Origin of the sequence: Pseudodesulfovibrio pelocollis, assembly GCF_030282845.1 — a bacterium.
GTDB lineage: Bacteria > Desulfobacterota > Desulfovibrionia > Desulfovibrionales > Desulfovibrionaceae > Pseudodesulfovibrio > Pseudodesulfovibrio pelocollis.
This window is the reverse complement of sequence record NZ_JASTWE010000001.1, coordinates 57,328-72,293: the sequence shown is the minus strand read 5'-3', so window position 1 is coordinate 72,293 and position 14,966 is coordinate 57,328. Positions and strand designations below refer to the sequence as shown.

The 14,966-nt window shown below is 64.0% G+C and carries 15 protein-coding genes; 8 read left to right on the top strand and 7 right to left on the bottom strand.

The genetic code is table 11. The features are described 5' to 3' along the window. The first annotated feature begins 31 nt into the window (after window positions 1-31). Together QQS14_RS00390 and QQS14_RS00385 are read left to right on the top strand one after the other, a co-directional pair. Window positions 32-772, top strand: coding sequence for an RsmE family RNA methyltransferase (locus QQS14_RS00390; protein WP_285904900.1), 741 nt, complete (start codon window positions 32-34; stop codon window positions 770-772). After that, window positions 769-1,989, top strand: a complete 1,221-nt coding sequence (locus QQS14_RS00385; RefSeq protein WP_285904899.1) for a replication-associated recombination protein A — start codon at window positions 769-771, stop codon at window positions 1,987-1,989. The genes QQS14_RS00390 and QQS14_RS00385 overlap by 4 nt, the downstream gene beginning before the upstream one ends. Window positions 1,990-2,070: 81 nt before the next feature. Here QQS14_RS00385 and QQS14_RS00380 read toward each other — a convergent pair whose 3' ends face one another. Next, on the bottom strand, window positions 2,071-3,339 hold the full coding sequence (locus tag QQS14_RS00380; protein WP_285904898.1) for a CgeB family protein: 1,269 nt from the start codon (window positions 3,337-3,339) through the stop codon (window positions 2,071-2,073). A gap of 4 nt (window positions 3,340-3,343) precedes the next feature. Further along, on the bottom strand, window positions 3,344-4,642 hold the full coding sequence (locus QQS14_RS00375) for a glycosyltransferase family 9 protein (RefSeq protein WP_285904897.1): 1,299 nt from the start codon (window positions 4,640-4,642) through the stop codon (window positions 3,344-3,346). A 102-nt stretch (window positions 4,643-4,744) separates the two neighbouring features. On the opposite strand from QQS14_RS00375, the gene QQS14_RS00370 reads away from it, so the two are divergent. The 6 genes from QQS14_RS00370 (at window position 4,745) to QQS14_RS00345 (ending at window position 9,713) form a co-directional block, all read left to right on the top strand. Next, entirely contained in the window at window positions 4,745-5,422 is a 678-nt protein-coding gene (locus QQS14_RS00370; protein WP_285904896.1) for a precorrin-2 dehydrogenase/sirohydrochlorin ferrochelatase family protein, read from the top strand. Beyond that, window positions 5,409-6,221 (top strand): cytochrome c biogenesis protein CcsA, encoded by an 813-nt coding sequence (gene ccsA, locus QQS14_RS00365; protein ID WP_285904895.1) that lies wholly within the window; start codon window positions 5,409-5,411, stop codon window positions 6,219-6,221. Before QQS14_RS00370 ends, ccsA begins: the two co-directional genes overlap by 14 nt. Continuing rightward, window positions 6,218-7,591 (top strand): glutamyl-tRNA reductase, encoded by a 1,374-nt coding sequence (hemA, locus tag QQS14_RS00360; protein WP_285904894.1) that lies wholly within the window; start codon window positions 6,218-6,220, stop codon window positions 7,589-7,591. Before ccsA ends, hemA begins: the two co-directional genes overlap by 4 nt. Continuing rightward, entirely contained in the window at window positions 7,591-7,938 is a 348-nt protein-coding gene (locus QQS14_RS00355) for a hypothetical protein (protein ID WP_285904893.1), read from the top strand. The genes hemA and QQS14_RS00355 overlap by 1 nt, the downstream gene beginning before the upstream one ends. A 1-nt stretch (window position 7,939) precedes the next feature. After that, window positions 7,940-8,950, top strand: coding sequence for a tRNA lysidine(34) synthetase TilS (gene tilS / locus QQS14_RS00350; protein WP_285904892.1), 1,011 nt, complete (start codon window positions 7,940-7,942; stop codon window positions 8,948-8,950). Between the two features lie 94 nt (window positions 8,951-9,044). After that, the gene (locus tag QQS14_RS00345; protein WP_285904891.1) at window positions 9,045-9,713 is read left to right on the top strand and encodes an adenylate kinase; all 669 of its coding nucleotides are present in this window, start codon (window positions 9,045-9,047) and stop codon (window positions 9,711-9,713) included. A gap of 185 nt (window positions 9,714-9,898) precedes the next feature. Here QQS14_RS00345 and secF read toward each other — a convergent pair whose 3' ends face one another. The 5 genes from secF to QQS14_RS00320 all read right to left on the bottom strand — a co-directional run bounded on the left by secF (window position 9,899) and on the right by QQS14_RS00320 (window position 14,950). Continuing rightward, window positions 9,899-10,966 (bottom strand): protein translocase subunit SecF, encoded by a 1,068-nt coding sequence (gene secF / locus QQS14_RS00340; protein ID WP_285904890.1) that lies wholly within the window; start codon window positions 10,964-10,966, stop codon window positions 9,899-9,901. Window positions 10,967-10,975: 9 nt separating this feature from the next. Beyond that, a complete protein-coding gene (secD, locus tag QQS14_RS00335; RefSeq protein ID WP_285904889.1) occupies window positions 10,976-12,571 on the bottom strand; it encodes a protein translocase subunit SecD in 1,596 nt (531 codons plus the stop codon). 125 nt (window positions 12,572-12,696) lie between these two features. Further along, window positions 12,697-13,047: a preprotein translocase subunit YajC gene (yajC, locus tag QQS14_RS00330; RefSeq protein ID WP_285904888.1), complete on the bottom strand. Its 351-nt coding sequence runs from the start codon at window positions 13,045-13,047 to the stop codon at window positions 12,697-12,699. Between the two features lie 45 nt (window positions 13,048-13,092). Continuing rightward, window positions 13,093-13,851: a GltB/FmdC/FwdC-like GXGXG domain-containing protein gene (locus tag QQS14_RS00325; protein ID WP_285904887.1), complete on the bottom strand. Its 759-nt coding sequence runs from the start codon at window positions 13,849-13,851 to the stop codon at window positions 13,093-13,095. 1 nt (window position 13,852) lies between these two features. Further along, window positions 13,853-14,950: a class II glutamine amidotransferase gene (locus tag QQS14_RS00320; RefSeq protein ID WP_285904886.1), complete on the bottom strand. Its 1,098-nt coding sequence runs from the start codon at window positions 14,948-14,950 to the stop codon at window positions 13,853-13,855. Between the last annotated feature and the right edge of the window lie 16 nt (window positions 14,951-14,966).

The following is a 14,966-nucleotide window of genomic DNA, read 5'->3' as shown; positions in this document are numbered from 1 at the left end:
CGCCCCGGCCTTTTCATTTGGGAAGCAGACCATGGCGCGCCTCAACTCCTTTCATCTCCCGCCCGGCGACTGGCCCGAGGCCGTGGGCGAATCCGTCCGGCTGGCCGGAGCCGAGGCACGGCACATGCTGACCGTGCTGCGCACCGCGCCGCACCATACGGTCCGGCTTTTCGACGGCCTGGGCCGGGTCGGCCTGTTCACGGTATTGGACACGGACCGCAACACCGCCCTGCTCAGGGCCGAGCGCCTTGCGCACCACCCGGTTCCGGACACGGGCCTGACCCTGGCCATCGGCTGGGGCAAGTCCAAGCGGCGCGAGTATCTTTTCGAGAAACTGGTTGAGCTTGGGGGGCTTGGCGTCGCCTTCTGGGCCGCGGCCCGCAGCCAAGGGCAGATGCCGGGCGCGGTCAAGGAGACCTGGACCGACAAATGCGTCCAGGCCGCCAAGCAGTGCGGCAACCCGCTGCTCCCGGCCCTTTCCGTCCTGCCCGGCGGGCTGGACGGGTTGATCGACTTTGCGCGTGGCTTTGACACCTGCTATGTTGCCTGGGAGTCGGAGGACATTGACACCCCGCTGGCCCCTGCCCATCTGGCCCAGGGCCGCAGCCTCGTTATCATCGGCCCGGAAGGCGGGTTCGACGATGCCGAGGCGCGGGCGCTCCTGGCGGCCGGGCTGGTACCGGTGACACTGGGCCGCAGCATCCTGCGCTGGGAAACCGCCGCAACCTACTGCCTCAGCCTCGGCTGGTTCGCACGACAGGGCATGCAATGAAGCTGGTCATCGAAGACACCCAACCTCTGGCCGACCGTATCAGGCCGACCACCCTCGACGAGTTCGTGGGGCAGAGCCATATCCGCAACCGCATCGAGGCCTTTGCCACATCCAAGCGGCTGCCGAGCCTGCTGCTCTTCGGCCCGCCCGGCTGCGGCAAGTCCACCCTGGCCCTGCTCCTGGCCCGGCTGACCGGCAAGAAGAGCCTGCGCGTCAGCGCGCCCGAGGCCGGGCTGACCGCCCTGCGCAAGCAGTTGCCGGGCAACGACATCCTCATCCTCGACGAGTTGCACCGGTTCTCCAAGGCGCAGCAGGATTTCTTCCTGCCCATCCTGGAGTCCGGCGAGATTATCTTGCTGGCCACCACCACCGAGAACCCGTCCTTCAGCGTCACCCGGCAGCTTCTGTCACGGCTCCATGTGCTCCGCCTGCGCCCCTTGAGCCGTGAGGAGCTGCTCGACGTGGCCCGGCGCGGTGCCCAGACCCTTGACCTCGAACTCGAGGAAGAGAGCTATTCCCTGCTTGCGGCCATGTCCGGGGGCGATGCCCGTACCCTGCTCAATCTCATGGAATACACGGCCCAGCTGCCCGCTGCCAAGCGCAGCCCCGAGGCCCTGCGCGAGTCCCTGCCCGAGGTCGTGGTCCGGGGCGACCGCGACGGCGATTCGCACTACGAGCTGGCCTCGGCCCTGATCAAGTCCATCCGCGGCAGCGATCCTGACGCCGCCCTCTACTATCTGGCCTGCCTGCTCGAAAGCGGCGAGGACCCGCGCTTTGTCACCCGCCGCCTGATCATTTCCGCCTCCGAGGACGTGGGGCTGGGCGATCCTCGCGCCTTGCCCCTGGCCGTGTCCTGCCATCAGGCCGTGGAGGCCATCGGCATGCCCGAGGGGTTCATCCCCATGGCCGAGACCGCCGTTTATCTGGCCCTGGCCCCCAAGAGCAACGCCACCTACGCCGCCTATCGCACCGCCCAGAAAGAGGTGCGCGATAACGGCCCCAAGCCCGTGCCCCTGCACCTGCGCAACGCCACCAGTTCGCTCCAGCGCGAATGGGGGTACGGACGCGGCTACCTCTATCCGCACAACTTCCCCAAGGCCTGGGCCGACCAGGACTACCTGCCCAACGAACTGGGCGGCCGCCGCTTCTACCATCCCAAGGACCAGGGCGAGGAACCGAAACTCCTGGCCTGGCTCAAACAGTTCAGAAAAATCTGACAACCATTCGAATGCACAAGCAATTCAGGCTCGTCTCCCTGTAGGGGACGAGCCTGTTTTTCATGTGACACTTGAAGGTTTTCAGCAGCGTTTGGCGTAGAGCTTGCGCCATTCGTCGAGGAAGAGGATGGCTGTGTCCAACTCGGACAACGTGCCCTGCTGCTGGCGTAGGCTCCAGACAAGATCCGCAAAGGACACATCCTCGGGCAGACCGAGCCGGGCCAGCAATTGGCGTATCTCGTCGCGCAGTTCGGGCGGAAAGTCCGGGTCGGGCGTGGCCGTGTCGCGGTCGCGCGGCCAGTCTTGGATGCGGCTTGCGGTGAAGTCGAGCAACGCCTGCATGCGCGCGTGGTAGGTGTGGTCCTTGAGCACCCGCGCCCTGCCCCGCTCGGTAATGGCATGGCACTCCTCGGGATTGGCGAGAAAATGGTCTATTTTTGCAATGAGTTCATCCATCGAGGTAAAGGTCGCCAACTCGTCGTCGGCAAAGGCCTCGCCCAGCAGGGAGCGGGTGTCCACAAGCTGGAACGCGCCGCAGGCGGCCAGCTCGAAGGTGCGCGGGTTGACGAAGTCGTCCCCGGTCACCAGTTGGTCGGCCTGGATGCTGGAATGAAGGTTCAGGTTGATGCGCGTGGCGTTGAATATCTTCACGCACTCCTCGGATGAGACGCGCGCCCCCCGCATCTGGACCAGGGGTTCGAGAACATGGTCGCCCTCCCACTCGGTGCCCCAGAGCTTGAGGTCGAGGTGGACCAACTGGCGGAATGCGGCCCTGCGGTTGGGATAGCCCGCGCCCATGAAGGAGACGTCCGAGCCGAACCTGCGTCGCTCCACGGGGTCGAGGTCGATGGGGCGGTGGAAATCCGGCAGCGCGGCCAGGGGGAGATAGAGCGCGTTTGGCTGGCCTATGGCCTCAAGATCGCTCAAGAACGGTTCCTTCTGGATGACGGCGAAGATGTCGTAGAACGGGGCAAAGGACTTCCAGTAGGTGAAGAGGCGGTGATCCTCCACGAACCACATGGCCGTGGTCACGCCGTCGCGGCGCAGCCGCTTGAGGGCCTGATGATTCAGCGGAGCCTGGGCCATGGCCAGCACAAGGTCGGGCTCGAAGGTCTCCACCTTGGCCAGCACCGACTGGCTGACCACGTTGAGAAACGAATTCTGGAGGTAGTCGAGGCGGTCGGTAGTCACCCGGAGTTTTCGCAGGCAGTCGTAGGCCGAGTTGAACTCCGGGGCCTCGAAGATTTCCACGAGGTGGCCCATGTCCTTGAGGGCCGTGGCCACATACCGGCCGATGGGCAGGGAGCCGCCATACAGGGGCAGGACAACGAGGATGCGCAGGGTTTTCATGCTTTCATTCCGTGATTGTTCGCATTGGGGCGGTGGTGATCCAGTCCCGCTCGCGGTGTACGCGCTGGGCCATGAGCGTGTCCATGTCCGAAAGTCCCTTTCGTATGGAGTCGTGGTCCCCGGTCAGGTGGCTAAGGATGAACTGGCGGAATCCGGCCCGCTGCTCTGCATCCGGGTCGCTTCCGATCATGGGAGCATAGGTCTGGCCCAGGGCGTCGAACCGGGACTGACAGGCAAGCAGGCCGCCGGGCGCGTGATCGGGGTTGCCCGTGGCCAGAAACCGGGGATAGCCGGGATCGGCAAAGGGACCAAGACATTGCAGGCCGTGGTCGCAGGGGCGGGTCTCCAGGCATGGCAGACAGGGGGCCGTGGCCTGATGGACCACATGCCCTTCGCCGTACGGCCCGGTCTCGAAACACCATGCCGAGGACAGGAAAAAGGCGAGCACCGGCGTGCCCAGGTGGGCGGCCAGATGCATGGTGCCGGTGTCGGGCGTCAGAAGCAGGTCCAGGGAGCCGACGATCTCCACCAGATCGGCCCAGCCGGTCTGCCCGGCCACATTGCGCGTCATGGCCTGGACAGCGGGCGGCAGTTCCTTGAGCATGGCCTGTCCGGCCGCGCGTTCGCCCGGGCCGCCCAGCAGGACGACCCGCCCGACCCCGCGCGCCCTGGCCACGGTGCCCACGACGCGGGCCAGCACCTCCACCGGCAGCGAGCGGCGCGACTCGCGACCGGCCAGGACCACGCCCAGCCCGCCGCCCAGCCCGCCGCCCCGGCCATCGCCCCGGCCATCGTCCCGGCCTGACGCGGGCGGATTGACCCGCTGCGGCGCGATGGCGTCCGGGCAGTAGGCAGCCCAGAAATCGACGAGATTGATGGAAAGGCGTCTGTGATCCGACCAGCGCATGGCCATGGCCGCCCACGGGGAGATCAGCTCCTGCCCGTCCTTCCAGGCGTACCCTTCCACCGTGTCCGGGTCGAAGAGCGCGGCCAGGCGGAAGTTGAGGCCCGAGAAATTGAGGTTGTAGACCCGCTCAAAGCCGACAGCCCGCATATCGGCAAAGGCGCGGCGGTTGTCCACCAGCATGGCGCGCACGGCCTCGGGGCCGTCAAGGCCGGTGCCGTGGGCGGTCACGGGATGCAGGATCGCATCCGGGTACACCAGCCGGGCCAACGGCTCCAGGGAGCGGTCAAGGCAGAGGTGGACGCGGCTGTCCGGCCGGGCGGCCAGGGTCGCCACCAGCCGCTTGGTCTGGACGAGATCCCCGAATCGGGCCAGTTGTATGACGAGATAATGCTTCATTGCTCCCCGGAGGTGTCATTTATCTAGCGCATGCCGGGCGGATATTGCAAGAACCGGGCAATTGCATTTTACATGCGGCCCGGCACTTGCTATCAAGTGCCCATGCGATACTACCCCATCTTCGTGAACCTGGAAAACAAGGGCTGCCTGGTGGTGGGCGCGGGCGAGGTCGGCAAGCGCAAGATCCAGTCGCTCATCGACTCGGGCGCGGGCACCGTGACCATCATCGACACCCGCCCCGCAGACCCGGAGATGGCGTCCGTTTTGTCTCTGGACAACGTCACCTTCGAGTGCCGCGAATTCCGCGATACTGACTTGGACGGCAAGTTCCTGGTTATTGCCTGCACATCGAGCGAGGAGGTCAACTGGCGCATCAGCAACCTCTGCGCCGATCGAGGAGTGCTTTGCAACATCGTGGACCAGCCCGAGAAGTGCAGCTTCATCGTTCCGGCCACGGTCAAGCGCGGGGACCTGACGGTGGCCATCTCCACCGCAGGGCGCAGCCCGGCCATGGCAAAACGCATCCGCAAGGAATTGCAGGAGAGTTTCGGCGAGGAATACGCCAGCCTGCTGACCCTCATGGGCCGCGTGCGGCCGCTGCTCCTCGGCCTTGGCATGACCACGGCCGAGAACACCGCAGTGCTGCGCTCGCTGGTCAACTCCGATCTTCTGGTCCGAATCCGGGTCGCAGAGCTTGACGCTGTGGCGGAAATCCTTAAAGAATCATTGCCCCGACAGTTGCACGTCAACATCCCGGAGCTGCTAGATGGGCTTGTTTGAACTGCTGAGCATCCTCATAATCGGCCTGTACGCCCTGGGCACGCTGCTGTTTCTCACCGGCGTGTGCTCTGGCAACGACAGGCTCAAGAAGCTGGCCGTCTGGCTGGCCGTGGCCGGGTTCGCCCTCAACACCGTTGATCTGGTCCTGGCCCTGACCGGCGACGCCTCGGCCTTGAGTTCGGGCACCTTCTACTTCAACATCCTGGCCTGGTGCGTGCTGGCCGTGTATTTCTTCCTCTGGTGGCGGCTGCGGCTCGAATTCCTGGCCATCACCGCCCTGCCGCTGGCCCTGCTCCTCTACGTCTCCTCACTGGCCCTTGGCGGCATCACCGTGGTCATGCCGCCCGAGTTGACCGTGCTCTTCTTCGGCCTGCACATCGGCACCCTGATCCTGACACTTGGGGTGATGATCATGGCCTTTGGCGCGGCCGTGGCATTCATCTATTACAACCGCAAGCTCAAGACCAAGGCCGGATTGTCGAGCATGGGCCAGGGCATACCCTCGCTGGACAAGTTCGATGCGGTCAACAGGCTGGCCGTGACCATCGGCTTTCCCCTCTTCACCCTGGGGCTGTTCTCCACCTATTTCTGGTATCTCATTGACGCCAAGCGCCCCTTTGCCTGGGACATCATGAAGATCGGCTCCTTTGCGGTCTGGTTCCTGTTCGCCTTTCTCTTCCACCAGCGCGTGGTGCTCGGCTGGCGCGGGCGCAAGCCCGCCATCCTCGCCATATGGGTCTTTGCGGGCATGTGCGTCTCCCTCATCCATCACACCATCACCTTCAGGGCCGTGCCATGAACGGAAAGATCATCCTTGTAGGACTCAACCACCGCACCGCCGGAGTGGACGTGCGCGAACGCTTCGCCCTGACCGACGTGGAAAACTTCGAAGCCGGGCTCATGGCCCACTGTCCCCTCTCGGAGTGTATGGCCCTCTCCACCTGCAACCGGGTGGAGATCGTGGCCGTGGTCAAGCGGGCCGGCGAGCGCCAGGCCATCGACGCGGTCATCGGGTACTGGGCCGGGGTCTGCCAGGGCTCGCCCGAATTGCTGGTTGAAAATACCTACCAATACACGGACCTGGAGGCGGTCGAGCATCTCTTCACCGTGGCCAGCAGCCTCGATTCCATGGTCATGGGCGAGCCGCAGATCCTGGGCCAGCTCAAGGACGCCTACCGCAAGGCCGTGGAAAAGGGCACGGCCCGGACCATCATCAACCGTTTGCTGCACAAATCCTTTTCCGTGGCCAAGCGGGTGCGCACCGAGACGGCCATCGCCTCCAGCGCGGTGTCCATCAGCTATGCGGCAGTGGAGCTTGCCAAGAAGATTTTCGGCGCTCTGGACGGCACCCGGGCCATGCTGGTGGGCGCGGGCGAGATGGCCGAGCTGGCCGCCACCCATCTGCTCCAGAACGGCGTGCGCGACATCGTCATCGCCAACCGTACCCTGTCCAGGGCCAAGGAGCTGGCCTCGACCATGGGCGGCACACCCATCCAGATCGAACAGCTGTCCGACCACCTGCACGAGGTGGACATCGTCATCAGTTCCACCGGCTCTCCCGTGGCCGTGATCAGGGCCAGGGATGTCAAGGAAATCCTCAAGAAGCGCAAGAACAAGCCGATGTTCTTCATCGACATCGCCGTGCCGCGCGACATCGACCCGGACGTGAACAGCCTGGACAACGTCTACCTCTACGACATCGACGACCTCAAGGAAGTGGTCGAGGAAAACATGGCCCAGCGCCAGGGCGAGGCGGTCAAGGCCCGGGCCGTGGTCGAGGCCGAGACCGAGACCTTTGGCAACTGGCTGCGCTCCCTGGCGCTCCAGCCCACCATCGTCGATCTGGTGGACCGGGGCGAGGAAATCGCCCAGCGCGAACTGGCCAAGACCCTCAAGAAGATCGGCCCCGTGGACGAGGCCACCAGACGCTCCCTGGAGACCCTGGTCCTCTCCGTGGGTCGCAAGGCATTGCACGAACCCATCTGTTTTCTCAAGCGCCGCACCCAGGAAGAGGGGTCTGCCGACCAGTTCATCGATCTGGCCCGGCGCATGTTCAACCTCGACGATGAGCTGGTGCCACCCGACGCCCACATGAACCGCAAATCCTCTTCCTGCGCACCCGAAGACGTCGACAGGCTCATTGACGCCTCCAAGAACAAGGAACAATGATGCGCACCTACATCATAGAAGACCTCTACGACGCCGACTACGAAACGATTCTCAAGGCCTTCGATGAATTGGAACTGAAAAGTCAGATCGAAGGCATGTATTATCTGCCCCTGCCCGAGGATCTGCTTCAGCCCGAGCAGCGCGACCATCTGGCCGAGTGCGGCCCCTATTTCATGGCCCTTGAGGCCGTGCGCAATCCGGCGGGCAACCAGCTCCGCCTCGAGTTGCTGGTCCGGGGCAGGAAAAAGATCCGCTGTTCCTGCGTCTGCTACGCCACCGCGCCCCAGCGCAAACACATGATCGAATACCTCGACCAGTTCATCGAGGAGCTTGAGATCACGGTCTGACATGCCAAACGCGCCCCGACCCCTGCCGCGATCCCTTCAGGATCTGCCACCCCGGTGGGCGCATTTTTGTCTGGGAATCGAGCGCTTCGTCGCCGACGACCTGGGGGTTAAGCTGGCAGGGAAGAGGCTGGCCGTCGGATTCTCCGGCGGGGTTGATTCCACCGCCCTGCTCCTGTGCCTGCGCTGTCTGGCCGCCCGCAGCGGCGGGCGCGTCATGGCCGCCCATCTCAATCACCGCTTGCGGCCCGAGGCCGACGATGACGCCCGCTGGGTCGCCGACCTGTGCGCGGCCCTTGATGTGCCCTGTGTGACCCGTGTTGTCGATGTGGCGAGTCTGGCGGCCGGTTCTGGAATCGGGATCGAAGAGGCCGGGCGCGAAGCCCGCTACGCCCTGTATGCCGATGTCCTGACCGACCACGGGGTGGATTTCGTGGTCCTTGGGCATCATCTGGACGACCTGGCCGAGGACGTGCTCATGCGGCTGGCCCGGGGCACTGCCTGGCCCGGACTGGCGGGCATGCCCGGACGTGACGACACCCGTCGCCTGCTGCGCCCCCTGCTCCTGACCCCCAAGGCCGAACTGGTCGGTTTCCTGACAGACCTCGGCGTCCCCTGGCGCGAGGACGCCACCAATGCGGACCAGCGCTGGTCGCGAAACCGCATGCGCGCCTCCCTCATGCCCCTGCTTCTGCGCGAAAACCCCAACTTTCTCGACTCCATGGCCCGGCTGTGGCGGGTGGCCGAGGCCGATCGCGACTACTGGTCGGGCCAGACCGCCGCAGTGGGCGAGCATATCCCGGATGCGACCCTGGCCGTTGCTCATCGCGCCCTGCGGCTGCGCCTGTACAAGGCGGCGCTGGACCGTCTCGGCCCGGGGCAGGCGCTGGCCGACACCCTCTTTGCCCTTGACCGGGCGTGGCAGGATCGGCGCACGGGCGCGCTCTTCCAGTTTCCCGGCGAAAAGACGGCCGTTGTCACTGGTTCTGGAGTGGTTTTCTCCGCCAAGCATTGACTTCCACGGTTGCGCGGTATAAAAGCATGTGATCTTTTGCACAATGTACTTGCCGCCAGTGCGGCATAGCGATTCATCACCAGGAGGAGTTTCCATGAATATTCTGATTTTCGGCCCCAACGGCTCCGGTAAAGGCACCCAAGGCACCCTGGCCAGGGACAAGTACGGCCTGGATCACATCGAGTCCGGTGCCATCTTCCGCAAGCATATCGGCGGCGGCACCGAGCTGGGCATGAAGGCCAAGGAATACATCAACAAGGGCGAGCTGGTTCCCGATGACATCACCATCCCCATGGTCCTCGATGTCCTGGCAAGCTCCGACAAGAACGGCTGGCTGCTCGACGGCTTCCCCCGCTCCCTGGTCCAGGGCGAAAAACTCTGGGAATCCCTGCAGAAAAGCGGCGAGAAGCTCGACTACGTCATCGAGATCAAGCTGCCCCGCGAGATCGCTAAGGCCCGGATCATGGGTCGCCGCCTGTGTGAAAACAATCCCAATCACCCCAACAACGTCGGCATCCCGGCCATCGCCCCTGACGGCGACAAGTGCCGTGTCTGTGGTGGCGCCCTCTCCGCCCGCCAGGACGACCAGGACGCGGCAGCCATCGACCAGCGCCACGACATCTACTACGACGACAAGACCGGCACCATGGCCGCCTGCAACTTCTACAAGAACATGAAGGACGGCGGCTTCAAGTACATCGAGCTTGACGGCGAGGATTCCATCACCGCCATCAAGGAATACCTGATGAGCAAGCTCGTCTAGTTCGATCAGACACAGACTGTATCGGCCCCTTCGGCGACATGCCGGAGGGGCTTTTTCACGTCGTCTGGGCTGCGCCCCCTGCCGGGCAGGGAGTCTCGGGGTTCTTCGCAACAGGTCAAGACCAAAAGAAAAAAAAGGGGAAGGACCAAGCGGCCCTTCCCCCTTGGGGTGTGTGCGATGTTGGCCTAGGCCTGGCCTTCGCCCTCCGCCACCATCGAGGGGCCAAAGCCCATGAGGATGGGGCTGGCCACGAAGATGGAGGAGTAGGTGCCGACCCCGATGCCGATGAGCAGGGCCAGGGCGAAGTCGTGGATGACGCTGCCGCCCAGCACGAACAGGCAGGCCACCACCATGAGGGTGGTCAGCGAGGTCATGAGGGTGCGCGACAGGGTCTGGTTGATGCTCTCGTTGATGATGGAGCGGAACCGCCGGGGGTCCTGCTGCGCCCGCGTGTTCTCGCGGATGCGGTCGAAGACGATGATGGTGTCGTTGAGGGAGTAGCCGATGATGGTCAGGAGCGCGGCGATGATGGTCAGGTCGAACTCCTTGCCCAGGATCGAGAACACGCCCACGGTGATGGCCACGTCATGGATGAGCGCGACCACCGCCCCTAGGGCGTAATTGAGCTTGAGGTACCAGCACAGCCCCACGGTGATGAGCATGGCCATGACGATGAGCCAGCCCATGTCGAGCCCGAGCAGGCCGATGCCGTAGATGCTCCCGCCCAGGGCGGCGGCCATGATGGCGGCCACGGTCCAGCGCTGCTCGAAGCGCCCGGAGATGTACACCGCGATGATCAGCACGGCGTAGAACAGCGCTTCCAGGGCGTGGGCGCGCAGGTCCGCGCCCACCTTGGGGCCGACCATTTCCAGGCGTTGGATTTCGTATCCGCCCTCGCCCAGAGGCCCGGCCAGGGCGTCGGCCACCATGGTCCGCACCTGCTGCGAGGAGATGTCCGAGCTTGAAGTGCGCAGGAGGTATTCGTGGTCATCGGCCATGCCCAGGGTCTGGACAATCAGCCCGGGCAGCCGGGTCTCTTCCAGCGCTCCCTTGAGCTTGGCCAGTTCCACGTCCTTGTGCACCTTGATCTGGACGATCATGCCGCCCGCAAAGTCGATGCCGTATTGAGGGCCGCCCTTGGCGAGCAGCGAGCCCAGACCGGCCAGCACGAGCACGGCCGACAGGACGAAGGCGATCTTCCTTAAGCCGATGAAGTCGATGCGCGTACCGGGTTTGATTATCTGAAGTCCCATATCGTCCCCTTAAATGCTCAGCTTGGCGGTTTCGGAGCGGCTTTTGGTGTACAGGTCGAAGAAGATGCGCGACACGAAGATGGCCGTGAACATCGACGAGAGGATGCCCAGCGTCAGGGTGACGGCAAAGCCGCGAACCGGGCCGGTTCCGAACTGGTAGAGGATGATCGCCGCGATGACTGTGGTCACGTTGGCGTCGAGAATGGTCAGGGTGGCGCGCTCGTATCCTTCCGCGATGGCGGCCCGGACCGTCAGCCCGCGTCGCATCTCCTCGCGGATGCGCTCGAAGATGATGACGTTGGCGTCCACGGCCATGCCTATGGTCAGGATGATGCCCGCGATGCCGGGCAGGGTCAGGGTCGCGCCGAACAGGGCCAGGCCGCTCATGATCAGCATGATGTTCAGGCACAGCACGATGTCGGCCACAAATCCGGCAAAGCCGTAATAGACGACCATGAAGACGAGTACGAGGCACATGCCCACCAGGGCCGCGGTGACGCCCTTGTCGATGGACTCCTGGCCAAGGGAGGGGCCGACCGTGCGCTGCTCCAGGATGACCACCGGCGCAGGCAGCGAGCCCGCCCGCAGGACCACGGCCAGATCGCGCGCCTCTTCGTTGCTGAAGTTGCCGGTGATGGACGCCTTGCCGCCAGTGATGCGCTCCTGGATGACCGGGGCCGAGTGGACCTTGCCGTCGAGGACGATGGCCATGCGCTTGTTGACGTTCTCACCGGTCAGGTTGGCGAAGATGGTGCCGCCGCGGGCGTTGAAGGAAATGGCGACGTAGGGCTTGTTCCACTGGTCGAGTTGCACGCGGGCATCGGTGATGTATTCACCAGTGAGCACGGCCTCGCGCCTGAGGACAATGGGCGATTCGCTCTGGCCGCCGCCCGGGTGGGTGGTGATCAGGGTCGAAAGCTCGCGACCAGGGGCGAGTACGCCGCCAAGGGCCTTCTCGATGTCTGCCGCGTCGTCCACCATCTTGAATTCGAGGTGGGCGGTCTGGCCGACGATGTTGATGGCCCGTTCCGGGTCCTGGAGTCCGGGCAACTGCACCTGGATGCGGTTGTCCTGCTGGCGGCGGATGTCCGGCTCGGCCACACCGAACTGGTCGATGCGGTTGCGTATGGTCTTGATGGCCTGATCCATGGTCAGCTTGGTCAACTCGTCCCGGTACTGGGGGGAGACGGAGAGAAGGTATCTGACCTTGCCGTCGCCCATGTTCTGCGTCTCTTCGATGGTGAAGGGGCTGTATTTGTCGATCACCGAGTCAAAGCCGCTCTTTTGATCGCCCTTGATCAACACCATCTCCAGCCTGGATGACGAGAGCACGGTCGGGCGCAGAACGAATATCTCCTCGTCCCGGGCCGCGGCCCTGAGGTCGTCGCCCAGACGCGAGAGGTTGTTGTGCATGGCGGTGTCCATATCGACGCCCAGCGTCAGGTGGATGCCACCCTTGAGGTCGAGGCCGAGGCTGACCGAGTCGCCCGGCAGCAGCGCGCCCAGCGGCGATTCCTTGACGCCGGGGATGGACGGCAGCATGTAGGCCAGTCCAAGGGCCAGAACGACCAGGGTTGTGAAGATTCTTAGGCGCAGACTCTGCATGAAAACTCCCTATGATGCGAACACGTTGCAGCCGGAGCGAGGGGCGTGGACAAACACAAGCGCGGACCGGGCCACGTCGGTCGTGGTCCGGTCCGCACGGAAGTCCGGATTGCCGGCTGTCAAGCCTACTTCTTGTTGTCTGCTGCGGAAACGCCGTCCTTGTCGGCGACGAAACCGCGCTTGATCACGACATTGACACCGGGGGCGATCTCGATGGTGAGGTTGTCGCCGTCGATATCGACGATGGAGCCGAGAATGCCGCCGTTGGTCCACACCTTGTCGCCCTTTCTGAGGGAATCGAGCATGGCCCGGTGCATTTTTTGTTTCTTCTGCTGCGGCCTGATGAGCAGGAAGTAGAAAATGGCGAACATGAGCACCAGCATCGGCAGCGGGCCGCCGAGGATGCCGCCGAGGCCGCCGGACTCTCCGCCGCCAGAGGGCGGGGCCATTGCGTAGGCTATGGAATCGAAGAACATGGTTCCTCCCGGGAAGGGATAAGGGGTTTCACTGTCTCGAAGCGACTAGCAGGGAACGTAAAGGTTCCCGTAGGGCCGATGCGAGAACGGTCGAATTTTGACGAAGTTCTCGCTCATAATTTCCTTGCTGTCCAGCTTCAATTCCTTGGCGTAATCCTCGACCAGGGCACCGATGACTTTCAGGTCCTCGGAGTCCACGGGCTGCGCGTGCAGGCCGGGTCCGAGCTGGTGTTCGGGCACCTCGCCGCGGACATATATCACGCCGCCATGCATGCCCGTGCCCAGACTCCGTCCGGCAACAGGCGCATCAGGCTTATCAGAAAACATCCCCAAGAGCAAAATAATTCCGCCAGCCATATATTCTCCGAGGAAGTCCCCGGCCTTGCCGCCGACCACTATCTTGGGCTGGTGGTCGAGGTACGCCTTCATGTGGATTCCGACCCGGTAGCCGACGTCGCCCTTGATGAATATCTCGCCCCCGCGCATGGCGTAGCCGATGACGTCGCCCGCAAGGCCCTCGATGATGATGCGCCCGCCGTCCATGGTGTTGCCCACGCCGTCCTGGGCGTTATTGCGCACGCGGATTTTCGGCCCGCGCATGAAGGCGGCCAGGTCCTGGCCGGGCACGCCGTGTATGTCGAAGGTCAGGTCGCCCTCAAGGGCCGTGGCCAGATAGCGCTGGCCGTTGCACTCCCTGATGACGAAATCCGTGACCCCCTCGCGGACCAGGGCGCGGATCTCCTCGTTGAACTGCCTGTAGTAGGTGCGGCCCGCCGCCAGGGTCCTCTGCTCTCTCTTGGTCATGCTAGCCCTCCAGATCCACGATAACCGGTTCGCCCGCCTTGGGCATCCAGACCCTGTCCAGCTCGGGGCAGACGTCGCGCACGGCCGATTCCTCGCTGCACATGAAGACCATGTCGTCCTTTTCGGCCACCAGCAGGGGGCGCAGCTTGATGCGGTCGTTGAGCCCCATGAGCCGGGTGTTGTCGGCCACCAGGATGGCGAAGGGCCCGTTGAGCATGGCCGGGCCGTAGGTGGCGCGCAGCGCGGTGTACAGCTCTCTGTCGCCCTCGTCCATGCGCGCAATCTCGTCCCAGAAAGGCGGGGCAAAGCACTTGGCGGCCATCTCCCAGGAGAGGCCGTGCTTGCGGATGAGCATGTCCAGCTCGTAGGCCACCACCTCGGTGTCGGTCATCATGGTGCACAGGTAGTCATTCTCGCACAGGTAGCGGCGGTTGATGCCGTAGGACGATATCTCGCCGTTGTGGACAATGGACCAGTTGAGGATGGTGAAGGGGTGCGCCCCGCCCCACCAGCCCGGGGTGTTGGTGGGAAAACGGTTGTGGCCGGTCCAGATATAGGCGCTGTATTCCTCCAGGCGGAAGAAGTCGGCGATGTCCTCGGGATAGCCCACGCCCTTGAACGCGCCCATGTTCTTGCCGCTTGAGACCACGAAGGCGCCGGGCACCGAGGTGTTGATCTTCATGACCACGGCCACCACGTAGTCCTCCTCGGGCAGTTCGGAGAACTCGTTGACCGGCTTCTCGGGCACGGTCACGAAATAGCGGTTGAACTTGGGCGGCCGGGGAATGGAGAGCACCCGGCGCGTGGGGATGGGCTCGAAGTGGTGCAGGTCGAAATAGGCGCGCAGCAGCTTCTCGGACCCCTCGATGGCGGAATCGTCGTCGCACATCATGTGGAAGCAGTATTTTTCAGCGTGGTCCGGGTAGATGCCGTAGGCCGCGAACCCGCCGCCCAAGCCGTTGCCCCGGTCGTGCATGCAGGTCATGGCCGCGATGGGCATCTCGCCGGGAATCAGGCCGCGCTTCTTGTGGATGACGCCGAATATTCCGCAGCCGGAAATATCCTTCTGAAAATCATAATATCGTTCAGGCGCTTTCATTCTATTGTCTCCATTC